The following is a 21,596-nucleotide window of genomic DNA, read 5'->3' on the forward strand; positions in this document are numbered from 1 at the left end:
TCGCGGCCTCCGGGCTGGTGGCGGGTCACCAGCGTAGAGGGTCAGCCGAGCACCGACCGCACGGCCAGCCCCGCGCCCACGACGAGCACCAGGCCGGCGGTGAGCGCGGGGAGCGCTCCGAACCAGTCGCCCAGCCGGTCGCGCAGCCGTTCGACGGCGGTGAGGCGGTCGCGCAGGCGGACCAGCAGCAGGCCGACGGCGGTGAGCGTGGCCGCCATGCCCAGGCCGTAGCCGAGGACGAGCACCACGCCGAACCACGTCCGGCCGAGCGCCGCCGCGCCGAGCAGCACGACCAGGGCGGACGGGCTCGGCACCAGGCCCCCGGCGATCCCCATGCCCACCAGCCCGCCGCGACCCAGCCGGAACCCGTGGCCGTGCGAGTGACCGTGGCCGTGCGAGTGACCGTGGCCGTGCGAGTGACCGTGGCCGTGTTGGTGCCCGTGCCCGGCGTTCACCAACTCACGCCTTCGGGTGAGGGCCGAGCGCAGCAACCCGACCCCGATCGCGGCCACCACGACCCCGCTCACCACGCCGAGCCACCGCAGCACCTCCTCCCCGGCGAACGCCCCCGCCGCGCTCACCACCAACCCCAGCACCAGCACCCCGGCCGTGTGGGTGAGCGTGACCGTCGCCCCGACCACCACCGCGTCCCGGGGCGTCCCGTCCCGCCCGGCCAGGTACGCGGCGATCACCGTCTTCCCGTGCCCCGGCAGCGCCGCGTGCGAAGCGCCCATCACCAGGGACAGCAGCACCGCCAGCGCCCCGACCCACGGCGTCAGGTCGCGGCTGCCGGCGAACGACGTGAACGCCGCCGTGGCCCGGGTCAGCAGCGACGTCCCGCCGGTCGGGGGAGCGGCGGCCACCGGCCCGCCCGAGCCCGGCCGCACCCGCAGTGTCACCGACCGGACGTCCAGCGGGTCGGCCAGCAGGTCTTCCGGGTACGTCCGCAGTTCGCCGGTCACGCTCACCGCCGGCACCGGCGGGTCGACCAGCGCCACCCCGTCACCCACGGCGGTCATCTCGCGCCACCCGATCCGGTCCGTCCGGTACCCGTCGCGCACCACGACCGTCTCCCCGGACGCGCCCGCCTCGACCTCGCAGGTCAGCCGGGTCGTGGGCAACCCGGCCTCGCCGCGCGGGAACTCGACCGCGCCGGCTCGCACCGCGCCGGGCACCGCTCGCCCGTCCACCTCCACGACCAGCGACGCGGCCAGCGCGGCGCACTCGCGGGCGGCGTAACCGTCCACTTCGGACGGGCGTTCCTGGAGGGTGGGGATCTCCGCGGTGTCCACCACCGCCCGCACCACCACGCGGTCGGATGACACGGTGATCCCGTGGTAGTGGTTGACCGTGAAGTTGCCCAACGGGTGCGCCGTCGCCGTCGCCGCCCCACCGAGCAGCACACCCAGTCCGAGCAAGCCGGCGACGATCCACCTCACCGCAACCCCGCCAGGGTCGACCGAGCCGCGCCGGCGTCGGGGAAGTGCGGGTTGATGCGCAGCGCCTCGTCCAGCACGTCCGCCGCCTCGGGTCGGCCCAGTGCGGCCAGGATCGTGCCCCGGTGGAACGCGAACACCGCGTTGCGCCACCCCGGGGCCGCCGCCCGCGTGGCGTACTCCAAGGCCTCACCATCCCGCCCGTTCAAGTGCAGCGCCCACGCCAGCGCGTCGGCCACCAGCACGTGCTGCCGCCGCCCCCACTCCGCTTCGGCCGACCGCAACGCCGTCACCGCGTCGCCCCGGTCCGCCGCGGCCACGGACGCCGCAAGGTCGTCCGACCCGCCCGACGCCGCCAGCAGCGCGAACTGCTGGTCCAGCACGGAGAACTGCCGTGCCGCCTCGTCACCGCGCCCGGCCCGGCGCAACAGCACCGCGTACTCGTGCAGGAACTGCGGCAGGGGCGCCCGCGCCACCAACTCCTCGTACACCCGGAGTGCGTCATCGACCCGCCCGCGCGCGGCGGCGACCTTTGCCTTGCCCTGCAACAAAGTCACGTCCCGGGGATCGACCAGCAGACCCTGCTCGTACTGGGCCTCGGCCTCGTCCAACCGGCCGTTGTCGAACGCCAGCTCACCCAGGTGGTACCGGCAGAACACCACCTCGGTGGGCACCACCGCCGCCTCCAACGCCCGCTCGAGCGCCGTCCGGGCACCCTCGACGTCACCGCGCTGCTCCAGGTCGTACGCGGCCCGGGTGAACGACGGCACGCCGGGCTCCAGGTCCAGCATCCGCTGCACGGTCGCGGTCGCCTCCAGGCCCAGCTGGGTCTGCGCGTCCGCCAGCACCCCGTACACCTCGGCGGTGTCGGGCAGCACGGCCGCCGCGCGTTGGGCCAGGTCGCGGGCGGTGGTGAAGTCGTGGCGGGCGTTGGCCAGCGCACCCAGGCCCACGAGCGCCCAACCGTTGTCGGGCTGGTGCTCGAGCGACTCGTCCAGCGCGCCCTGGGCCTTGGCGTAGTACGCGGGGTCGCCGGTTACGCGGGCCTGCTCGACGTACGCGGTGCCCAGCGACGCCCACGTGCGCGCGTCGGACGGGGTGCGGCGCAGCTTGTCCTGCGCGGCGGAGATCGTGCGGTGCAGGGCCGACTCGACCGCGGCGGGCGCGGGCGGCGGGTTGGCGTCGGGGGTGGACAGCGCGGACACGGCGGTGACCAGGAGAGCGATCCCGCCGACGATGGCCGTGACGGCGACGAGCCGGATCATGCGGAAGACCTCCGGAGGAGAGGCCCGGCGGGGAGGTGCGTCCCCGCCGGGCGCAAGCGGACTACTCGGTCGGGGAGGCGGTCTGCCGGGCGCGGTTCCGGAACACCCAGAACCCGCCGCCGATCAGCAGGACCGCGAGCAGTCCGCCCCACAGCGGCGCGGTCGGCATCGACTCGCCCGCCGTCGGCTTGATCGCCACCGCACCGCCACCGGCGTTGACCGCGGTGTTGTTCGGCAGCGCCACGTAGGGGAACTGCTTGCCGAACGCGTTCTCGTTGGCGTCCACCTTGTCCCCGGCCGCCAGCCCCTCGACCACCCCGTTGACCGCCGCGCCCTCCAGCGCCTGCAGGCCGATGTCCACCACGTCGTCGGTCAGCCGCCGGCCGTTGGGGAAGCCCTGGTTGTCCTTGGCCAGCACGCCCAGCCGGTTCTGGTCACCGGACACCGCGACGCCCATGTTCAGCCGCAGCTGCTCGGACGGCACGAACCGCTTCGGGTTCACGTCGGCGTTGTTCAGCTGCGAGTTCAGGTCGGCCTTGATGGGGCCGCCGAGCTTGGTGGTGATGCCGGTCAGGAAGATCTCCACGAGGTCGTCCCGCTTGCCCTTGGGCGCGGGGATCTTGTACAGCTGCTCGATCAGCTGCGGCACCTCGGGCGCGGTGACCCGGTCCACCAGCTCCTTGACCTTGGCGTCCTGGTCGGGCGTGAGCGAGTTGAACGCGTCCTTCAGCGCCGCCGGCACCACGACCTCGTTGACCAGCGGGTTGCCCAGCCGCGACACCTGCACCCAGTCGCCGTGCGCCCGGTACTTCCCGGGGCTGAGCTCCATGGACCGGCGCTCGGTGTCGCTCCACACCCCGATGACGGGGTTGCGCTTGGCGTCGCCCTTGAGCGCCAACCAGTTCTTGGGCACCTGCAAGGCGATGGTGTTGGCGTTGTACCCGCGCAGGGTGTCCTGGCCGACCTCGGACAGGTCCGCCCCGTACAGCAGGTCGAACACCCGCAGGTCCAGGAAGAACGGGTCGTCGGACTGCCCGACGAACGCCCGCGCCCCGCCGGGGACGGCGGTGATCGCCTGGTCGCGCAGCGCGCCGTAGTCCGGCATGGACTTCGGGCCGGTGTCGGACGGCGCGACCTTGCCGCGCTGGACGAGCTTCTTGGCGTTGCCGTGCTGGTCGACCACTTCGAGCGTGTAGTACTGGCGGAACAGCAGGTTCTCGTCGTCCAGGGTGGTGACGACCCCGTTGTTGTAGAGGAAGGTCGCCTTTCCGCGCTTGTCCTCGGTCTGGAAGGTGAACCGGTAGGTGAGGTCGGCCTTGGCGTCGCCGTCGTTGTCGACGTTGATGTCGTAGCGGGCGTCGGTCGCGAACGGGTAGAAGTTCGGGCCGCCGTTGGGTTCGGAGAACGGCGCGAAGTTCGCGATCAGCGTGACGGTGTCCTGGTGGTCGGGGCTCACGAACGCGTAGACGTCGGTGTTGTCGACCGCCGGGTCGCCGGCGATCAGCGGCGCCTCCCGGTGGCTCGACGCGCCCGCCGGACCCGGCGCGCCGACCAGGCCCGCGGCGGTGGCCGCGACGCCGACCGCGGCGAGCGCGGCGGTCACGCGCGTGGTTCGGCGCCTGGAGAGCGGTGTGGACATGCTCGATCCCTTTCCTCGGCGAGCGTGTGCGGACACCTGACTGTTCGGTCGCCGGGCGGGTGCGGTTCAGAACGTAGGGGTCGCGCGCGGTTCACGACTCAGGGGTTGGTCTTCCGGTGAGTGGAAGCCTCCGTTGACCGCCGCCGACCGCGAAACCTACGTTCGATCTTGGAACCCTCGACGGACGGAGGCCCCGCGGTGCCCTCGCACACCACGCCGCAGTACCGGCGGGACCCGGAGTCCCAGCCGCCGGTGCGCTGGCCCGACTACCGGTCCAACGCCCTGCGCGCCCCGCACCGGCCGCTGGTGCTCCTGCCGCACCGCCTGGGCGAGATCACCGGACCCCTGCTGGGCGAGGGCCGGGTCGGTCCGCACGACAACGACCTCACCGCGGGCCACGCCGGCGAGCCGCAGGGCCAGCGGGTCATCGTGTCCGGCCGGGTCCTCGACGGCGACGGCCGCCCGGTCCCGGGCACGCTGCTGGAGGTGTGGCAGGCGAACGCCGCCGGCCGCTACCGCCACGACGGCGACCGCCACCCCGCCCCGCTGGACCCGAACTTCACCGGCGTGGGCCGCACCCTGACCGACGCCGAGGGCCGGTACAGCTTCACCACCATCCACCCCGGGGCGTACCCGTGGCGCAACCACGACAACGCCTGGCGGCCCGCGCACATCCACTTCTCGCTGTTCGGCACCGCGTTCACGCAGCGCCTGATCACCCAGATGTACTTCCCGGGAGACCCCCTGTTCTTCCAGGACCCGATCTACAACTCGGTGCGCGACCCGAAGGCGCGGGAAGCCATGGTCGCCCGCTTCGACCTGGACACCACCGTCCCCGAGTGGGCGCTGGGCTACCAGTGGGACATCGTGCTGCGCGGCAAGACCCCCACCCCGCTGGAAGCGGAGGACGACGATGACTGAGCTGATCACCACCCCCTCCCAGACCGTCGGCCCGTTCTTCGGCGTCGGCCTGCCCTGGGAGGACGGCCCGTTCGTCGTCCCCGAAGGCACGCCCGGCGCGTTCCGCATCGAGGGCCAGGTGCTGGACGGCCGCGGCGACCCCGTGCCCGACGCCGTGGTCGAGACCTGGCAGGCCGACCCGGACGGTCGCTTCGACCACCCCGACGACCCGCGCGGCGCGGTGCGGTGGAAGGATTTCCGGGGCTTCGGCCGGTGCGCGACCGACGCCGACGGCCGCTACGGTGTGCTGACCGTGAAGCCCGGCCCGCTGCCGACCGGCGACGGGGGATGGGAGGCGCCCCACCTCGACGTGTCGCTGTTCTGCCGGGGCGTGCTGGTGCGCCTGGTCACCCGGATCTACTTCCCGGACGAGCCGGCCAACGCCCACGACCCGGTCCTGACCGCCCTGGACCCGGCCGCGCGGGCGACCCTGATCGCCGCCGCCACCCCGTACGGCTACCACTTCGACATCCGGCTGCAAGGGGAGCATGAAACCGTCTTCTTCGACGTCTGACCTGTTCGGCCCGCTGTTCACCGACCCGGCCGTCGAGGCCGAGATCAGCGATGCCGCGTGGCTGCGGGCGATGCTCGACTTCGAACGCGCGCTGGCGATCGTGCAGGCCCGCGCGGGGATCGTGTCCGAGGCGGCGGCGCGGATGGTCGTGACGGCGATCGACGTCGGTCACTACGACCCGGCCGAGCTGGGCGCGGGCGCGTTGACCTCCGGCACCCCGGTCGTCCCGCTCGTGCGGGCGATCGGCGCGCACGTCACGGCCGAGGGCCGGGCCGCCGTGCACAACGGCGCCACCAGCCAGGACGTCCTGGACACCGCGCTGTCCCTGGTGGCGTTCCGCGCCCTGGGACCGGTCCTGGACGGCCTGCGCGGGGTGGCCAAGGAGTGCGAGCGCCTGGCCCAACGCCACCGCGACACCCTCGTCGCCGGCCGCACCCTCGCCCAGCACGCGCTGCCCACCACGTTCGGCCTCAAGTGCGCGGGGTGGCTGGTCGCGGTGGACGAGGCCGTGGACGACCTGACCCGCGTCCGGCAGGAGCGCCTGGCGGTCCAGTTCGGCGGCGCGGCGGGCACCCTGGCCGCGGTCAACGACCCGACCCTGATCGACCAGCTCGCCGCCGAACTGGGCCTGGCCGCGCCGCTGATCCCGTGGCACACCAACCGCACCCGGGTCGCCGAGCTGGCGGGCGGGCTCGGCGTCGTGTCCGGCGTGCTGGCCAAGATCGCGCAGGACGTCGTGCTGCTCGCCCAGACCGAGGTCGCGGAGGTCGCCGAGGCCGAGGGCGGCACGTCGTCGGCCATGCCGCACAAGCACAATCCGGTCCGCGCGGTCCTGGTCAACGCCTGCACCCGCCGCGTCCCCGCGCTGGTCTCGACGGTGCTGGGGGCGATGGCGCAGGAGCACGAGCGCGCGGTGGGCGCGTGGCACAGCGAGTGGCAGACCGTCACCGAGCTGCTCAGACTGGTCGGCGGCGCGGTGCGCGGCGTGCGCGAACTGCTGTCCCGCCTGCGCGTCGACCCGGACCGCATGCGGCACAACCTGGAGCTGACCGGAGGCCTGCTGATGGCGGAGAACGTGGCCGTCCGCCTGGCCGCCCGCATCGGCCGCGCCGAGGCCCAGGACCTGGTCGCCGAGGTGTGCCGCGCGGCGGTGCTGTCGGGCCGCTCGCTGCGCGAGGCGCTGGAGGCGGACCTGCGCATCGACCTGTCCGTCCAGGAGATCGCCGAAGCACTGGACCCGGCCGGCTACATCGGCAGTGCCGGCGAGTTCGTCGACCGGGCGCTGGCCGCCCACCGCGGGAGGCAGGGCCGATGAGGCCGCACCACGAACTGACCGGCCCACCGGACGCGCCGGTCCTGGTCCTCGGCAACGCCCTGGGCACCACCACGACCCTGTGGGACGCCCAGCTCCCGGCGCTGCTCCCGCACTTCCGCGTCCTGCGCTACGACCACCGCGGCCACGGCGGCACCCCGTCGCTGCCCGGCCCGTACCGCGTGGACGACCTGGCCGACGACGTCCTGGAACTCCTGGACGCCCTGGGCCTGGCGCGCGTGTCCTACGCCGGCGTCTCCCTGGGCGCGATGGTGGGGATGTGGCTGGCGGGCCATGCCCCGGAACGCGTGGACCGCCTGGTCCTGTGCTGCACCAGCGCCGCCTACCCGTCCGCCCAGCCCTGGCACGACCGCGCGGCGACGGTCCGCGCGACCGGCACGGCCTCGATCGCCCCGACCGTCGTGACCCGCTGGTTCACCCCGACCTACGCCACCCGGCACCCGGAGGTGGTCCGGGCGTACGAGGCCGGTCTGTCCACTGTGGACGACGAGGCCTACGCCTCCTGCTGCGACGCCCTGGCCGCCTTGGACCTCCGCTCGGTCCTGCCGGCGATCGAGGCCCCGACGGTCGTCGTCTCCGGCGAGCACGACCTCGCCACCCCACCGGACCACCAACGCCTCATCGCGGACTCGATCCCGGGCGCGGTCCTGCACACGGTCGAGGCCGCCCACCTGGCCAACGTCGAGGCCCCGGACGCGGTGACCGGCATCCTGCTCGACCACCTGGCCGCCCGATGACCGCGGCCGGCGGGGACGACTCGGCGCGGCGGGTCGAGGGCATGCGGGTGCGGCGGGAGGTGCTCGGGGACGAGCACGTGGACCGGGCGGTCGCGCGCACGGACGGCTTCACCGCCGACTTCCAGGACTTCATCACCCGCTACGCCTGGGGTGAGATCTGGACGCGGCCCGGCCTCGACCGGCCCACCCGGTCGTGCGTCACGCTCGCGGTCCTCGCGACCCTCGGCCACGACGCCGAGCTCGCCATGCACGTCCGAGCCGCCCTCCGCAACGGCCTGACCCGCGAGGAGATCGGCGAGGTCCTGCTCCAGGTCGCCGTCTACGCCGGGGTCCCCGCCGCCAACCGCGCGTTCGCCATCGCCCAGCCGATCCTGGCGGAGTGACGTACGAGTCGTGGTGGACGATCGCTGCGGAAGTCGGCCGAGAACATCGCGATCGTCCGACACAACTCATGTCACCAGGTCGGCCGCGCGCCGACCCCTCCGTCGACCACCAGGTCGTGCCCGGTGATCCAGCGGGCGAACGGCGAGGCCAGGAACACGCACGCGTCGCCGACGTCCTCGGGCGTGCCGAGCCGGCCGAGGGGTGCGGCGGCCTGCCAGCGCGCCACGCCCTCCGGCCAGGCGTCGGCGAGACCCGGGCGGTCGACCAGTCCCGGCGACACGGTGTTGACCCGGATGCCGAACCGGCCGTACTCCAGCGCCGCGGACCGGGCGTGCATGATCACCGCGGCCTTCGAGGCGCAGTAGTGCGCGTGCCCGGCGGCGGGCTGGGTGCCCTGGATGGACGCGATGTGCGTGATCGAGCCGCCGGTCCCGCGCATCACCCGCGCCGCCGCCTGGGTGACGGCGAAGGCGCTGACCACGTTGGTGTCCACGACCGCGCGCCAGTCGGCGACCGTCATGCCGTCGAGGTCCTGGTCGGGTTGGACGCCCGCGCAGTTGACCACGGCGTCGAGCCCACCCGTGCGGCGGACGGCTTCGGCGACCAGGTCGTGGCACGCGCTCTCGTCGGTCAGGTCGGCGCGCAGGAAGTCCCCTTCGGCCCGGTGGGCGTGCCCGACGACCGTCGCACCGGCCGCGGCGAACCGCCGCACGGCGCCCGCCCCGATGCCGCCGCTCGCCCCGGTGACCAGGACGGTGGTTCCGCTGAGGTCCATGGTCGCGACAGTATTCCGGGGACCTCCCTGTCGGCGGCGTTCGCGTTCAGACCGGCTGGAGCGGGGTGTGCGGGGCGGCGGGGAGCTCCACGCGGATCGGGTCGCCGGGGCGGACTTCGCCGCCGACCAGGACGATCGACATGATGCCCGCCCTGCGCACCACGTTGCCCTCGGCGTCGCGGCCGACCACGTGCTTGAGCAGGCCGTCCGAGAAGCCGTCGATCTGCGGGCACGGGTTGCGCAGGCCGGTGACCTCGACGACCGCCTCCGCGCCCAGGTGCAGGCGGGTGCCGGTGGGCAGGCCGAGCAGGTCGACGCCGCGGGTGGTGACGTTCTCGCCCAGCGCGCCCGCCGTGACGGGGAAGCCGAGCGCGGTGAGCTCGTCGTGGAGTTCGGCGTGCATGAGGTGGACCTGGCGCAGGTTCGGTTGCGTGGGGTCACGGCGGACGCGGGAGCGGTGCTTGACCAGCTCGCCCGCGTGGACGTCACCCTCGACGCCGAGGCCGGCGACGAGCCGGATGACGTCCTCGTTCGGTTTGGTGAACGTGTACTCACCGCTACGGCTGACTGCTGTGATCTGCCCCATGATCGGTGACCCTAACCGGTAAGACTTCGCGGGGTCGCGGCGATAAAGCCGGTGCAAGCCCTGTGGAACGACGGTGAAAGATCATGGACGACGAACTGAACCACCGAGCCCGCGCGGTCCTGCGGGCCGTCGCGGCCGGCCGAGCCGAAGTGACGCACAGTCAGGAACCCGACCTGCGGGTCGACGGTCTGCTCTGCAGCGACCAGGTGATCGCCCGCCAGTTGGCCCACGCCGGACTGGTCCGTCCGGCCGACCGCGGCGGTGACGGTCCGTGGGTGCCTGCGGAGATCACCCCGGCCGGCCGGGCACTGCTCTCCTGACCGGGACGCGGCCGGCGGGCCCTGCCGGACCCGAACGCGCCGACGCTCCCTTCCCCCGGACGGCCGCTGCGCCAGGGGTGTGAACCAGTCTTGACGGTGACGTGTCCCAGGCGGTTGACTGCGCGCTCGTAACCGGTTTCGGTACCGGTTCCACAACGCCGTGGTCCTACCGGGGAGTGCCCAGTGCGAGTCACGATCGCCGAAGTCGCCCAACGCGCCCAGGTGAGCAAGGCGACCGTGTCCCGCGTGCTCAACGGCAAACCGGACGTGGACGCGGCGACGGCGGCGCGGGTGCGGCAGGTCATCGCGGACGTCGGTTACGTGCCCAGCGCGCGGGCCGTCGGCCTGGCCAGGGGCCGCGCCCGCACCGTCGGGATGCTCGTGCCCTCGCTGACCTGGCCGTGGACCAGCGAGGTCGTGCAGGGCGCGGTCGACGAGGTCGAGGCCGAGGGGTACGGGCTGCTGCTCTACACGGTCAACCGGGGCGCGGAGTCGCTGGCGCAGTTCGCGAGCCACGTGTCGGCGAAGGCGTTCGACGGGCTGCTGGTCATCGAGCCGCCGGACACCTTGAGCTACATCGAGACGCTGCACACCCAGGGGCTGCCGGTCGTGATGATCGACGACCGGGGCAGCCGGCCGGGGTTCCCGTCGGTGGCCACGACCAACCGCGAGGGCGCGCGGGACGCGGCGCGGCACCTGGTGGCGGCCGGGCGGCGGCGGTTCGCGGTGGTGACCGGGCCGTCGACGTTCGGGTGCGTGAAGGAACGGCTGGACGGGTTCCTCGACGCGCTGGCCGAGCAGGACCTGCACGTCGACCCCAGGTTGGTGGTCGAGGGCGACTTCAGCACCGACCGGGGCGCGGTGGCGGCGGAGAAGCTGCTGGGCGCGGGACTGCCGTTCGACGCGGTGTTCGCGCACAACGACCTGTCGGCGCTGGGCGTGATCCGGGCGCTGCGGGCGGCGGGGCGGTCGGTGCCGGAGGACGTGGCGGTCGTGGGGTTCGACGACATACCGGTCGCCGCGCACACCGAGTTGACCACGGTCCGGCAGCCGATGCGCGAGATGGGCGGCACGGCGGCCCGGATGCTGCTGTCCCGCCTCGACGGCGCCGCCCCGGCCCTGGAACCGGCCGTGCTCCCGACGACCCTGGTGCCGCGCCGGTCCGCCTGACGCAGGCGCTTTCGCGCCGGTCCGCCTGTCGTCCACATCGGACCGTCCGGGCCGCCGTTGGGCCGACCGGGTGTGCGGGGTCCCCCGAAGCGCCCTTTCACCGATGCTGAAGGTGAGGCTAGCCTAATCTCCGGAGAGGTCCGGATCACTCCCACCGTGCGCGGACTTAGGTTAGGGTAACCAAAGTTCGATCTCCTGTTGTCGCACCGATGGGACAGCCATGCCACAGCCACCTGTCTTCGACGTCCTCGGCGTCGGCTTCGGGCCCTCGAACCTGGCGCTCGCGATCGCCGTCACCGAGTACAACGCCGCCGCGCGCCCCGAAGACGTGGTGACCGCACACTTCCTGGAGCGCCAGCCCCGCTTCGGCTGGCACCGCGGGATGCTGCTCGACGACGCGACCATGCAGGTGTCGTTCCTCAAGGACCTGGTGACGCTGCGGAACCCGACCAGCCCGTTCAGCTTCCTCAACTACCTGCACGGCCAGGGCCGGCTGGTCGACTTCGTCAACCACAAGAACCTGTTCCCGCTGCGCGTGGAGTTCCACGACTACTTCGAGTGGGCCGCCGGGCAGGTGGACGACCTGGTGTCCTACGACCACGACGTGGTGTCGGTGCGGCCGGTCGTGGAGGACGGCGTGGTGACGCACTTCGACGTCGGTTCGCGCACGTCGTCGGGCGAGGTCGAGGTGCGGCGGGCGCGCAACCTGGTGCTGGCGACCGGGTTGCGGGCGAGCCTGCCCGACGGGGTCGAGCCCTCCGAGCGGGTGTGGCACAACCGGGACTTCCTGCACCGGGTCGAGGCGTTGACCGACCCGCGGCGGCTGGTCGTGGTCGGCGCGGGGCAGAGCGGGGCCGAGGTGACGGCGTACCTGCACGAGCGGTTCCGCGGCGCGGAGGTGTGCGCGGTGTTCGCGCGGTACGGGTACAGCCCGGCCGACGACAGTTCGTTCGCCAACCGGATCTTCGACCCGGGCGCGGTGGACGACTACTACGCGGCGCCGGAGGACGTGAAGCGCAAGCTGATGGGCTACCACGCCAACACCAACTACGCCGTGGTGGACAACGACCTGATCGCCGACCTGTACCGGCGGGTGTACCGGGAGAAGGTGCTGGGCGTGCGGCGGTTGCGGGTGCTGAACCTGTCGCGGGTGGCGGAACTGGTCGAGTCGGCGGACGGCGTGCGGGTGACCGTCGAGTCGCTGTCCAGCGGCGAGCGGGAGGTGCTGGAGGCGGACGCGGTCGTGTGCGCGACCGGGTACCGCGAGGCGGACCCGATGGACCTGTTGGGGGAGCTGGCCGGGCGGTGCCGGCGGGACGCGGAGGGCCGGCTGCGGGTCGGCCGCGACTACCGGGTCTGCACCGATGACGACGTGTCGGGCGGGCTGTACCTGCAGGGCGGGACCGAGCACACGCACGGGATCTCGTCGTCGCTGCTGTCCAACACCTCGGTGCGGGTGGCCGAGATCCTGTCGTCCGTGCTGGCCCGCCGGGAGGCCGCGGTGCCGTCGCAGCCCGCGTACGCGGCGACCGGCCGTTGAGTCCATTGTGGACCGATGGGTCGTGGCTCGGCCGGGATCTCTTCGGTTAGGCTCGCCTAAAAGGTCGGACCAGGGAGCGTGCGGATGACGGCTCGGTTGCGCGGCGAGGGCCTGACGCTGGCCTACGACGAACGGCTCGTGGCCACCGGGCTGGACGTGGAGATCCCGGACGGGTCGTTCACGGTCATCGTCGGTCCCAACGCGTGCGGGAAGTCCACGCTGCTCAAGGGACTGGCCCGGATGCTGAAGCCGCGCGCGGGCACCGTCTACCTGGACGGCGCGGCGATCGCGTCCTACCGCTCCAAGGAGGTCGCGCGCCGGCTCGGGCTGCTGCCGCAGTCGTCCATCGCGCCGGGCGGGATCACGGTGCGGGAGCTGGTCGCGCGCGGCCGGTACCCGCACCAGGGGCTGCTGCGGCAGTGGTCGCCGCAGGACGAGGTGGTCACCGGCGAGGCGATGCGGCTGACCGGCGTGCACGACCTGGCCGACCGGCAGGTCGACGAGCTGTCCGGCGGGCAGCGGCAACGGGTGTGGCTCGCGATGGTGCTCGCGCAGCAGACGCCGATCCTGCTGCTGGACGAGCCGACGACGTTCCTGGACATCGCGCACCAGATCGAGGTGCTGGACCTGTGCGCCGACCTGCACGAGGACGGCGGCCACACGCTGGTCGCCGTGCTGCACGACCTGAACCAGGCGTGCCGGTACGCCACGCACCTGATCGCCATGAAGCCGGGCGAGGGCGTGGTGGCGCAGGGCGACCCGACGTCGATCGTGACCGCCGACCTGGTGGAGGACGTGTTCGGGCTGCCGTGCCGGGTGATCGAGGACCCGGAGACCGGGACGCCGATGGTCGTGCCCCTGCGCCGGCAGCGGGTCGCCGTCGCGTCCTGAGGTCTTGACGTCCGGGTCGGCGCTCGGCGGGGTCAGACGCGCCAGCGGTCTCGGCCGGGGGGTTCGGAGCGCAGGTCGCCGGTGTCCGGGTGGAAGGCGGCGGCGATCGCGTCGGTGTCCCACGTGTCGCGGACCAGCACCGGCTGCTTGACCGCGTACTGGGCGATGACGTGCAGCTTGTCGGGCAGGAAGCGGATCAACTGGCCGGTGATGTGCTGGGACGCGTCCGCCAGCAGGTAGGTGACCAAGGGGGCCATGCGCGCGGCGGTGGTGGTGTCCGGTGAGCCGAAGGTGTTCCTGCGCGGGTCGCGTTCCATCATGCCGGTCCACGCCAGCGGGCACACCGCGTTGACGCGCACGCCCCGCTCGGCCATGCCGCCCGCCCAGGAGGCGGTCAGCGCGGCGACCGCGCCCTTGGACGCGGAGTAGGCGGCGGCGTCGGCACGGCCCAGCATCGCGCCCGACGCGACGTTGACGATCGAGCCGCCGCGCATGACCTTCGCCGCCGCGATGCCGCAGAACATCGTGCCCAGGACGTTGACCTCGACGACCCGGCGGACGGTCTCCGGGTCGTCGTCCCAGGGTGCGGCGAAGTGGGTGGTGCCCGCGTTGTTCACCAGGCCGTCGACCGCGCCGAACTCGGTGCGGCACAACGTGATCAGCTCGTCCGCGGTCTTGGTGACGTCGCCGGTGTGCGCGATGGCCGTGCCGCCCTCGGCGCGGATGTCGGCGACCACGCGCTCCGCACCGGCCAGGTCGTTGACCACCACCGATGCGCCCTCACGCGCGGCGTGCCGCGCGTAGGCCTCGCCGAGCCCGCTGCCCGCGCCGGTGATCACGACCGCCTTGCCGTCGAGGAATCCCATGACCCGCAGTGTGCCGCATCACCCGATCGGGTAACGCCGGAAATGGCGGGAACCGTGGTACAAAAGACGTTCGCCTCAAATACGGGAATGAGGCCGGAATGGGATACAGATCTATTGTATCACAGGGGGCAAGCGTGACGACAGGGGAATTGTCGGAGTTGTCGGCGGAACGACGGCGGATTTCTTTCCTGTACGAGCGGCTCGACCGGGAGCGGGCCGCGGCCAAGGCGCGGTTGGACGTGGCCCTGCTCGACCCGCACGAGCAGCGCTGGCACCGGGAGGTGGCCGTGCGGACGCTGTCCGAGCAGGTCAGCCGGTTGCGGGTGGCGGACGAGGGGTTGTGCTTCGGGCGCATCGACCACGACGGCGGCACGTGCGCCTACATCGGCCGGATCGGCTTGTTCGACCCCGACGACGATTACGCGCCGCTGCTCACCGACTGGCGCGCACCGGCCGCCCGACCCTTCTACACCGCCACCGGGGCCAATCCCGAGGGACTGACCCGGCGGCGGCATTTCCGCACCCGCGGGAGGGCGTTGGAGGGATTCCACGACGACGAGCTGCACCTGGACCAGACGGCGCTGGTGGAAGCGTTGGAAGCGCCGCGCACCGAGACCATGAGGGACATCGTCGCGACCATCCAGGCCGAGCAGGACGAGGTGATCCGGCTCGACCACCGGGGCGTGCTGGTGATCGAGGGCGGTCCGGGCACGGGCAAGACGGCGGTCGCGCTGCACCGCGTGGCCTACCTCCTCTACACGCAGCGGGAACGGCTGTCGCGGCAGGGAGTGCTGGTCGTCGGCCCGAACCCCGGGTTCCTGCGGTACATCGGCGACGTGCTGCCGTCGCTCGGGGAGACCGACGTGGTGTTCGCGACGCCGGGGGAGCTGTTCCCCGGGGTGCGCACCTCGCGCGAGGACCCGCCGGAGGTGCAGGGGCTCAAGGGCGGTCTGGCCGCGGTGGACGTGCTGCGCGAGGCCATCGCGGACCGGCAGGAGCTGCCCGTCGAACCGGTGCCGGTGGAGCTGGAGGACGTGACCGTGCTCGTCGACGCCGACCTGGTGGCCGTCGCGCGGGACCAGGCGCGGGGCAGCGGGTTCCGGCACAACGAGGCGCGCGGGGTGTTCTTCCACGCCCTGGTGGACGTGCTGGTCGCGCCCGCGTTGGCGTTGATCGGGCACGACTGGCCGGAGCTGGCGGCGGACGTGCGGCGGGAGCTGCTGCACAACGCCGACCTGCGGGCCCTGGTGGACGTGTTGTGGCCGGTGCTCACCCCGGCGACGCTGCTGGCCGACCTGTACGAGGGGCGGTGCCTGGCGCTGGGCTACCCCGAGCTGTACCGGGAGGACGGGCGGGCGTGGACGGTGTCCGACGTGCCGCTGCTGGACGAGGCCGCCGAGCTGCTCGGCACCACCGACGAGGCCGTGCGGGCCGCCGAGCGGGAGCGGGCGGCGGAGGTCGAGTACGCGCGGGGTGTGCTGGAGGTGCTCGACCGGGAGGGGTACGACGACGCGGACGACGAACTGCACGTGACCGACCTGCTCGACTCCGAGTGGTTGGCCGACCGGCACGCCGCCGCCGACCACCGGACCGTGGCCGAACGCGCCACCGCCGACCGCGAGTGGACCTACGGGCACGTCGTGGTGGACGAGGCGCAGGAGCTGTCCGAGATGGACTGGCGGGTGTTGATGCGCCGGTGCCCCAACCGGTCCATGACCATCGTCGGCGACCTGGCGCAGCGGCAGGCCGAGGCGGGGGTGCGGTCGTGGTCGTCGGTGCTGGGGCGGTACGTGCGGGAGCGGTGGGTGTACCGGCGGCTGACGGTCAATTACCGGACGCCGGCGGAGATCATGTCGTACGCCGTGGCCGCGGCCCTGACGGAGGTGGACCCGTCGGCCGTGCCGCCGCGATCGGTGCGCCGCGGTAAGCCGCCGGTGGAGGTGGTGGTGTCGGACCTGTCGGTCGTCGGACGGCTGCGCGGGGAGCGGGGGACGTTCGCGGTGATCTCCCCGGACGGCCCCCTCACCCCGCGCGCGGCCAAGGGCTTGGAGTTCGACGAGGTGGTGGTGGTCGAGCCGGAACGCATGACCCCGGCCGAACGCTACGTGGCCCTCACCCGCGCCACCCGGGAACTGGTCGTGGTCCGCCGATCCGACCCCACAACATCCCGCCTGGCCGCCCTGGCCGCTCTCCACTAGCCCCCGCCGCTCGTTGGCAACGCACGCCGATCGCCGGGCGGCGCGCCCCGAGGGGTGGGCGCGTCGCCCCGTTTGGCCTGGTCAGCGGCGGTGTGGCGGTCCGGCGGCCGGTCTCACTCGATCGTGTGAATGACCGAATCCGCGACCAAACGCCGACTCGCGCGTCCCGTAAGACGAGGAGTGCGGGCGGGACGGGGATCGCGGGTGGGTCGAGGTAGGTGGCAGGGCGCTGATGGGTGTGCGGGGGCGCGGGCAGGGCTGCGGGGCGTGGTCGGGGGTGCGGGCGCGGCCGGGGGTGCGGGGCGCGGCCGGGGTGCAGGCGCGGGCGGGTGCAGGTGGGGCGGAGAGGGTTGGTGGCCGGCGCAAGAGGGGTGGAGAGGGTTGGTGGCCGGCGGAAGAGGGGCGGTGGCCGGCGGTGTGGGTCAGTGGCCGGAGGCGGTGGTGGGGGACTTCAGGGCCGGGAGGACTTCCTCGCCGAACAGGCGGATGGTGTCCAGCACCGCCGTGTGCGGCAGGCCGCCGATGTCGACCATGACCAGGTGGGCGTCCAGGCCCAGCAGGTGGCCCAGGTCGTTGAGGCGGTCGGTGACCTCGGCTGGGTCGCCGCACACCGCCGCGCCGTCCATGAGCAGGTCGACGTCCACGTCGCCGTCGCCGCGCCACGGGTCGGCGAAGTGGGCGTAGGCCGACAGGTGCGGGCGCCAGGTTTCGCGGGCCTGTGCGGCGGACGGGGCTACGAAGACGTGGCTGGGCAGCGCGACCCGGCCGCCGCCGCGCATGGCGGTGCGGTAGCGCTCCACGACGCCGCGGTGGGTGCTCGGGTCGCGGAGGGTGCTGGGCAGCATGAGGGGCAGGCCCAGTTCCACCGCCAGGTCCGCCGACACCGCCGAACCGCTGCCGATCCACACCAGCGGGCGCGGCTGCTGGAGGGGGCGGGGCGTGGTGGTGACGTCCACCAGTGGGCTGCGGAAGCGGCCGTTCCACGTCACGTGCGGCTCTTCGAGCAGGCGCAGCAGGAGGCGCAGGTTCTCGTCGAACCGGGCGCGCAGGTCGTCCTGCACGCCGAAGGCCGCGTCGGTGCGCTGCGACACGCCCCGCGCGACGGTCATCTCCGCGCGACCGCCGGACAGGACGTCCAGCGTCGCCAGCTCCTCGGCCACCCGGACCGGGTCGTGGTGGGCCAGCAGGGTCACGCCCGTGGACAGGCGCAGCCGTGACGTGCGCTCTGCGATCGTGGCCAGCAGCAACTCGGGCGCGGAGACGATGTAGCGGGTGAAGTGGTGCTCGCCGATCGCGACGCCGGTGAACCCCGCCTCCTCGGCCACCACGGCCTGCTCCACGATCGCCCGGAGCCGTTCCGCTTCGCTCACCACGGCGCCCGTGCGCGGGTCCGGCAGGTGGTCGCCCAGGATCAGCAGGTAGACGTCCATCGCGCAATCTTGCACCGCGCGGTTAACGTGGGCTTCGTGAGCCTCGATCATGACGTCGTCACCGTGTCCGACAACCCCGAGCTGTCCCGGTTCGAGGTGCACCTGGACGGGCAGCTCGGCGGGTTCGCCGAGTACACCCTGGAGCCGGGACGCATCGTCTTCACCCACACCGAGGTCGCGGTGGAGGGCAAGGGCCTGGGCAGCGCGCTGGTCAAGCAGGCGCTGGCCGACGTGCGCGAACGCGGTCTCGTGGTCGTGCCGCAGTGCCCGTTCGTGCGCGGGTACCTGGAGAAGCACCCGGAGCTCGCCGAGGTGGGTAACTAAAGCCCGATCCCGGAGGGCTGCGGCGGAGATCTCGTCGACGCGGGGTTACCAGTGAGTAGTATCCGGGGATGGAGTGGACCGAGCCCGGAACCTTCGAGGTCGCGCCCGGCGTGCACCGGATCCCGTTGCCGCTGCCCAACGACGGCCTGCACACCGTGAACGTCTACGCGATCGAGGACGGCGACGGGCTCGTCCTCGTCGACGCCGGCTGGGCGCTGGAGGACGGCGAACGGGCGCTGGAGGCCGCCTTGGGCGCGCTGGGGCGCGACTTCGGCGACATCCGCCGGTTCCTGGTCACCCACCTGCACCGCGACCACTACACGCTGGCCGTCGCGCTGCGGCGGCGGTTCGGCACGCGGGTCGCGTTGGGGCTGGGTGAGCAGCCGTCACTGCGCCGGATCCTCAGCCGGACGCGGGACGGGCAGCTGTCGAACCTCCTCTCGTGGGGTGGCGGTGAGCTGGCGGCGCGGTGGCGCAAGGCGGTCGAGGCGGTCGGTGAGGCCGAGCTGCGCGACTACGAGGAGCCCGACGAATGGCTCACCGAGACCGACCTCGGCCTGGAGAAGCGCGTCCTGCGGGTCCTGCCGACGCCCGGCCACACGCGCGGGCACGTGGTGTTCGTCGACGTCGAGTCGTCGCTGCTGTTCGCCGGTGATCACGTCCTGCCGCACATCACCCCCTCCATCGGTTTCGAACCGGCCCGGCCGGAGCTGCCGCTGGGCGACTACCTGGACTCCCTGCGGCTCGTGCGCTCCTACCCGGACCTGCGACTGCTGCCCGCGCACGGCCCCGTCACCGAGTCCAGCCACGCGCGGGTGGACGAACTGCTCGCCCACCACGAGCAGCGGCTCGAAGCGACGCTCGACGCGGTGCGCTCGGGCACCGGGACCGCGTTCGAGACCGCGCGCAAGCTCGGCTGGACCCGCCGCGACCGCCGGTTCGACGACCTCGACCTGTTCAACCGCGTGCTGGCCACCGGGGAGACCGCGGCCCACCTGGACGTGCTCGTGCGCCGGGGGCTGGTGGCGGTGGCCGTGGTCGACGGCGTGGACGTCTACTCGGCCCGATAGCCGCGCAGACCGCGCAGAGGCGACCCGGTGGGAGGTAGCCGCGCGGGACTGCGGGGCCGGAGCGGGAGCCGGTCTCGGTGTCGCCGGTGGTGACGTTTGCCGAGGTCACGGTGGACATGTGCGCCTCCTGGTTCGAGAAGTGGACCTTGAACCAGACCGTACGCAGCAGCACCGACAATCCTGGGCGCGAGACCGCCGGAGGAATGTCAGCGGGGCAGCTTCACGACCGTCACGAAGAAGTCGTCGATCTGCCGGACGACCTCGATGAACCGGTCGAAGTCCACCGGCTTGGTGACGTACGCGTTCGCGTGCAGGTTGTAGGACCGCAGGATGTCCTCCTCCGCCTCGGACGTCGTCAGCACCACCACCGGGATGGTGCGCAGCGACTCGTCCGCCTTGACCTGCGCCAACACCTCGCGGCCGTCCATCTTCGGCAGGTTCAGGTCCAGCAGGATCAGGCCGGGGCGCGGGGCGTCGGCGTAGCGGCCCTCGCGGCGCAGGAACTCCAGGGCCTCGACGCCGTCGCGCACCACGTGCAGCTGGTTGCGGATCTTGTGGTGCTCGAACGCCTCCTGGGTCATCAGGGCGTCACCGGGGTCGTCCTCGACCAGGAGGACGTCGACCACGTTCATGGAGTCATTCATTCGGTCACCTCGGTGTCCTCTACTACTGCCGGCAGGGTGAACTTGAAGGTCGTGCCGGCGCCCTCACCGGTGTCCAGCCAGATCGTGCCGCCGTGGTACTCGATGATCTTCCGGCACATCGCCAGGCCGATGCCCGTGCCCGGGTAGTCGTCCTTGTGGTGCAGGCGCTGGAAGATCACGAAGATCCGCTCAGCGTACTCGGCGTCGATCCCGATGCCGTTGTCGCTCACCGTGAAGGTCCAATGGTCGTCGGTGCGGTCGACGGAAATGCGCACGACCGGCGGGTCCTCGCCGTGGAACTTCAGCGCGTTGCTGATGAGGTTGCCGAACACCCCGCCCAGCAGCGACGCCTCGCCGCGCACGGTCGGCAGCTCGGGCGACTCGATCGTCGCGCCGGTCCGCTCGATCGCCTCGGAGTAGCTGTCCAGGACTTGCGCAAGCGTTTCGTTCAGGTCGACCAGGGTGTGCTCGCGGGTCAGCCGGCCGACGCGGGAGAACGCCAGCAGGTCGTTGATCAGCACCTGCATCCGCTTCGCGCCGTCCACGGCGAACCGCAGGTACTGCTCGCCGCGCTCGTCCAGCTCGCCGGAGTAGCGCCGTTCCAGCAGCTGGCAGAAGCTCGCGACCTTGCGCAACGGCTCCTGCAGGTCGTGCGAGGCGACGTAGGCGAACTGCTCCAGCTCAGAGTTGGACCGCCGCAGGTCCTCCACGTCGTTGAGGATGCGGGTGCGCATGGCGTCGACGTCCTCGCCGAGCATCACCGTCTCGCGCGGCCCGCCGGTCTCCACGACGTGCTCGAAGTCGCCCGAGGACACCTGCCGCACCTGGTCGGCCAGCACCGACAGCGGCCGGATCAGGATCCGGTACAGCACCACCGCCACCGCCGTGATGATCACCACCAGCAGCACGCCCAAGCCGATGACCAGGAACAACACCTGGTCGGCCACGGCGTCGAGGTCCACCCGGGCCTTGGCCGCGTCGCCCGCCAGCTCGGCTTCCAGCGCCGCCACGGTGCCGCGCAGGTTGTCGAACACCTCCTTGCCGCGCTCGGTGCCGGCCACGTCGACCTGCGGGGTGTCGGCGGCCCGGATCTGCGCGACGATCCGCTCGGCGTACTCGGCGCGCCAGTTCGCGGTCAGCCGCCCGATCGCGTCGACCCGCGCCACCAGGTCCGGGCGGACCTGCGTGATCAGCTTCCGGGCCTCGGCCAGCGCGTCGGCCTCGATCTTCTGCCCGGCGCGGTAGCCGTCGAGGAACTCCTCCTTGGCGGTCAACGCGAAGCCGCGCACGGAGCTCTCCTGGTCGACCAGCGCGCCGTCCACCTCCTGCACGGCGCGCCGGGCCGGGCCGACCTGGTCCAGCAGGACGCCCCGCGCGTCCTTCAGGCCCATCAGCGCGACGGCGACACCGCCGATCGCGCTCGCGCACACGATGATCAGGATGGCGACGGCGGCCATCAGCAGCCGGCTCGCCGGCCAGCGGGTGCGGTAGTCCATCAGCTCCGGTTCACTCCC

The 21,596-nt window shown here is 72.7% G+C and carries 21 protein-coding genes; 12 read left to right on the top strand and 9 right to left on the bottom strand.

Features of this window, described 5'->3' with window-relative positions; genetic code table 11:
* Positions 1-41: 41 nt before the first annotated feature.
* The 3 genes from DFJ66_RS36360 to DFJ66_RS36370 all read right to left on the bottom strand — a co-directional run bounded on the left by DFJ66_RS36360 (position 42) and on the right by DFJ66_RS36370 (position 4,340).
* Entirely contained in the window at positions 42-1,439 is a 1,398-nt protein-coding gene (locus tag DFJ66_RS36360; protein WP_246030052.1) for a nickel/cobalt transporter, read from the bottom strand.
* Positions 1,436-2,701, bottom strand: coding sequence for a tetratricopeptide repeat protein (locus DFJ66_RS36365; protein ID WP_121228219.1), 1,266 nt, complete (start codon positions 2,699-2,701; stop codon positions 1,436-1,438). Before DFJ66_RS36365 ends, DFJ66_RS36360 begins: the two co-directional genes overlap by 4 nt.
* A gap of 61 nt (positions 2,702-2,762) precedes the next feature.
* Entirely contained in the window at positions 2,763-4,340 is a 1,578-nt protein-coding gene (locus DFJ66_RS36370; protein WP_121228221.1) for a DUF4331 domain-containing protein, read from the bottom strand.
* 198 nt (positions 4,341-4,538) lie between these two features.
* Here DFJ66_RS36370 and pcaH point away from each other — a divergent pair, with 198 nt between their 5' ends.
* Genes pcaH through pcaC form a run of 5 tightly spaced genes read left to right on the top strand, consistent with a single transcriptional unit; the run spans position 4,539 to position 8,267 of the window.
* Positions 4,539-5,261 (top strand): protocatechuate 3,4-dioxygenase subunit beta, encoded by a 723-nt coding sequence (pcaH, locus tag DFJ66_RS36375; protein WP_121228223.1) that lies wholly within the window; start codon positions 4,539-4,541, stop codon positions 5,259-5,261.
* Positions 5,254-5,814 (top strand): protocatechuate 3,4-dioxygenase subunit alpha, encoded by a 561-nt coding sequence (pcaG, locus tag DFJ66_RS36380; RefSeq protein WP_121228225.1) that lies wholly within the window; start codon positions 5,254-5,256, stop codon positions 5,812-5,814. The genes pcaH and pcaG overlap by 8 nt, the downstream gene beginning before the upstream one ends.
* On the top strand, positions 5,789-7,129 hold the full coding sequence (gene pcaB, locus DFJ66_RS36385) for a 3-carboxy-cis,cis-muconate cycloisomerase (protein WP_121228227.1): 1,341 nt from the start codon (positions 5,789-5,791) through the stop codon (positions 7,127-7,129). Before pcaG ends, pcaB begins: the two co-directional genes overlap by 26 nt.
* Positions 7,126-7,884, top strand: coding sequence for a 3-oxoadipate enol-lactonase (gene pcaD, locus DFJ66_RS36390; RefSeq protein ID WP_121228229.1), 759 nt, complete (start codon positions 7,126-7,128; stop codon positions 7,882-7,884). Before pcaB ends, pcaD begins: the two co-directional genes overlap by 4 nt.
* A complete protein-coding gene (gene pcaC, locus DFJ66_RS36395; protein WP_121228232.1) occupies positions 7,881-8,267 on the top strand; it encodes a 4-carboxymuconolactone decarboxylase in 387 nt (128 codons plus the stop codon). The genes pcaD and pcaC overlap by 4 nt, the downstream gene beginning before the upstream one ends.
* A gap of 71 nt (positions 8,268-8,338) precedes the next feature.
* Here pcaC and DFJ66_RS36400 read toward each other — a convergent pair whose 3' ends face one another.
* A complete protein-coding gene (locus DFJ66_RS36400) occupies positions 8,339-9,043 on the bottom strand; it encodes an SDR family NAD(P)-dependent oxidoreductase (protein ID WP_121228234.1) in 705 nt (234 codons plus the stop codon).
* Between the two features lie 46 nt (positions 9,044-9,089).
* Positions 9,090-9,629 carry an MOSC domain-containing protein gene (locus DFJ66_RS36405; RefSeq protein WP_121228241.1) on the bottom strand — a complete coding sequence of 180 codons (540 nt, stop codon included), beginning with the start codon at positions 9,627-9,629 and terminating at the stop codon, positions 9,090-9,092.
* 83 nt (positions 9,630-9,712) lie between these two features.
* Between DFJ66_RS36405 and DFJ66_RS36410 the strand changes: the two genes are divergently transcribed.
* The 4 genes from DFJ66_RS36410 to DFJ66_RS36425 all read left to right on the top strand — a co-directional run bounded on the left by DFJ66_RS36410 (position 9,713) and on the right by DFJ66_RS36425 (position 13,550).
* Positions 9,713-9,949, top strand: coding sequence for a hypothetical protein (locus DFJ66_RS36410; protein ID WP_121228244.1), 237 nt, complete (start codon positions 9,713-9,715; stop codon positions 9,947-9,949).
* Positions 9,950-10,132: 183 nt separating this feature from the next.
* Positions 10,133-11,119: a LacI family DNA-binding transcriptional regulator gene (locus DFJ66_RS36415; RefSeq protein WP_121228246.1), complete on the top strand. Its 987-nt coding sequence runs from the start codon at positions 10,133-10,135 to the stop codon at positions 11,117-11,119.
* A 220-nt stretch (positions 11,120-11,339) separates the two neighbouring features.
* The gene (locus DFJ66_RS36420) at positions 11,340-12,659 is read left to right on the top strand and encodes a lysine N(6)-hydroxylase/L-ornithine N(5)-oxygenase family protein (protein WP_121228248.1); all 1,320 of its coding nucleotides are present in this window, start codon (positions 11,340-11,342) and stop codon (positions 12,657-12,659) included.
* A gap of 84 nt (positions 12,660-12,743) precedes the next feature.
* Positions 12,744-13,550, top strand: coding sequence for an ABC transporter ATP-binding protein (locus tag DFJ66_RS36425; RefSeq protein ID WP_121228250.1), 807 nt, complete (start codon positions 12,744-12,746; stop codon positions 13,548-13,550).
* A 32-nt stretch (positions 13,551-13,582) separates the two neighbouring features.
* Here the strand turns inward: DFJ66_RS36425 and DFJ66_RS36430 are convergent, their stop codons facing one another.
* Positions 13,583-14,416: an SDR family NAD(P)-dependent oxidoreductase gene (locus tag DFJ66_RS36430; protein WP_121228252.1), complete on the bottom strand. Its 834-nt coding sequence runs from the start codon at positions 14,414-14,416 to the stop codon at positions 13,583-13,585.
* A 98-nt stretch (positions 14,417-14,514) separates the two neighbouring features.
* On the opposite strand from DFJ66_RS36430, the gene DFJ66_RS36435 reads away from it, so the two are divergent.
* On the top strand, positions 14,515-16,614 hold the full coding sequence (locus tag DFJ66_RS36435; protein ID WP_211351430.1) for a UvrD-helicase domain-containing protein: 2,100 nt from the start codon (positions 14,515-14,517) through the stop codon (positions 16,612-16,614).
* A 422-nt stretch (positions 16,615-17,036) separates the two neighbouring features.
* Here the strand turns inward: DFJ66_RS36435 and DFJ66_RS36440 are convergent, their stop codons facing one another.
* Positions 17,037-18,044, bottom strand: a complete 1,008-nt coding sequence (locus DFJ66_RS36440; protein WP_170199873.1) for an LLM class flavin-dependent oxidoreductase — start codon at positions 18,042-18,044, stop codon at positions 17,037-17,039.
* A gap of 36 nt (positions 18,045-18,080) precedes the next feature.
* Here DFJ66_RS36440 and DFJ66_RS36445 point away from each other — a divergent pair, with 36 nt between their 5' ends.
* Positions 18,081-18,368, top strand: a complete 288-nt coding sequence (locus DFJ66_RS36445; RefSeq protein WP_121228259.1) for a GNAT family N-acetyltransferase — start codon at positions 18,081-18,083, stop codon at positions 18,366-18,368.
* 68 nt (positions 18,369-18,436) lie between these two features.
* The gene (locus tag DFJ66_RS36450; RefSeq protein ID WP_121228261.1) at positions 18,437-19,438 is read left to right on the top strand and encodes an MBL fold metallo-hydrolase; all 1,002 of its coding nucleotides are present in this window, start codon (positions 18,437-18,439) and stop codon (positions 19,436-19,438) included.
* A 206-nt stretch (positions 19,439-19,644) separates the two neighbouring features.
* On the opposite strand, the gene DFJ66_RS36455 is transcribed toward DFJ66_RS36450, so the two are convergent.
* Positions 19,645-20,082 (bottom strand): response regulator, encoded by a 438-nt coding sequence (locus DFJ66_RS36455; protein ID WP_121228263.1) that lies wholly within the window; start codon positions 20,080-20,082, stop codon positions 19,645-19,647.
* A complete protein-coding gene (locus DFJ66_RS36460; protein WP_121228265.1) occupies positions 20,079-21,578 on the bottom strand; it encodes a sensor histidine kinase in 1,500 nt (499 codons plus the stop codon). The genes DFJ66_RS36455 and DFJ66_RS36460 overlap by 4 nt, the downstream gene beginning before the upstream one ends.
* Positions 21,579-21,596 lie beyond the last annotated feature (18 nt).

Source organism: Saccharothrix variisporea, from assembly GCF_003634995.1.
In the GTDB taxonomy this organism is placed as follows: Bacteria; Actinomycetota; Actinomycetes; order Mycobacteriales; family Pseudonocardiaceae; genus Actinosynnema; species Actinosynnema variisporeum.

Coding starts and splice junctions, on each gene's coding strand:
- DFJ66_RS36430 (WP_121228252.1), bottom strand. CDS start 14,416: ATGGGATTCCTCGACGGCAAGGCGGTCGTGATCACCGGCGCGGGCAGC.
- DFJ66_RS36440 (WP_170199873.1), bottom strand. CDS start 18,044: ATGGACGTCTACCTGCTGATCCTGGGCGACCACCTGCCGGACCCGCGC.
- pcaD (WP_121228229.1), top strand. CDS start 7,126: ATGAGGCCGCACCACGAACTGACCGGCCCACCGGACGCGCCGGTCCTG.
- DFJ66_RS36420 (WP_121228248.1), top strand. CDS start 11,340: ATGCCACAGCCACCTGTCTTCGACGTCCTCGGCGTCGGCTTCGGGCCC.
- DFJ66_RS36450 (WP_121228261.1), top strand. CDS start 18,437: ATGGAGTGGACCGAGCCCGGAACCTTCGAGGTCGCGCCCGGCGTGCAC.
- pcaC (WP_121228232.1), top strand. CDS start 7,881: ATGACCGCGGCCGGCGGGGACGACTCGGCGCGGCGGGTCGAGGGCATG.
- DFJ66_RS36460 (WP_121228265.1), bottom strand. CDS start 21,578: ATGGACTACCGCACCCGCTGGCCGGCGAGCCGGCTGCTGATGGCCGCC.
- DFJ66_RS36405 (WP_121228241.1), bottom strand. CDS start 9,629: ATGGGGCAGATCACAGCAGTCAGCCGTAGCGGTGAGTACACGTTCACC.
- pcaB (WP_121228227.1), top strand. CDS start 5,789: ATGAAACCGTCTTCTTCGACGTCTGACCTGTTCGGCCCGCTGTTCACC.
- DFJ66_RS36370 (WP_121228221.1), bottom strand. CDS start 4,340: ATGTCCACACCGCTCTCCAGGCGCCGAACCACGCGCGTGACCGCCGCG.
- DFJ66_RS36435 (WP_211351430.1), top strand. CDS start 14,515: ATGGGATACAGATCTATTGTATCACAGGGGGCAAGCGTGACGACAGGG.
- DFJ66_RS36410 (WP_121228244.1), top strand. CDS start 9,713: ATGGACGACGAACTGAACCACCGAGCCCGCGCGGTCCTGCGGGCCGTC.
- DFJ66_RS36425 (WP_121228250.1), top strand. CDS start 12,744: ATGACGGCTCGGTTGCGCGGCGAGGGCCTGACGCTGGCCTACGACGAA.
- DFJ66_RS36400 (WP_121228234.1), bottom strand. CDS start 9,043: ATGGACCTCAGCGGAACCACCGTCCTGGTCACCGGGGCGAGCGGCGGC.
- DFJ66_RS36455 (WP_121228263.1), bottom strand. CDS start 20,082: ATGAATGACTCCATGAACGTGGTCGACGTCCTCCTGGTCGAGGACGAC.
- DFJ66_RS36365 (WP_121228219.1), bottom strand. CDS start 2,701: ATGATCCGGCTCGTCGCCGTCACGGCCATCGTCGGCGGGATCGCTCTC.
- pcaG (WP_121228225.1), top strand. CDS start 5,254: ATGACTGAGCTGATCACCACCCCCTCCCAGACCGTCGGCCCGTTCTTC.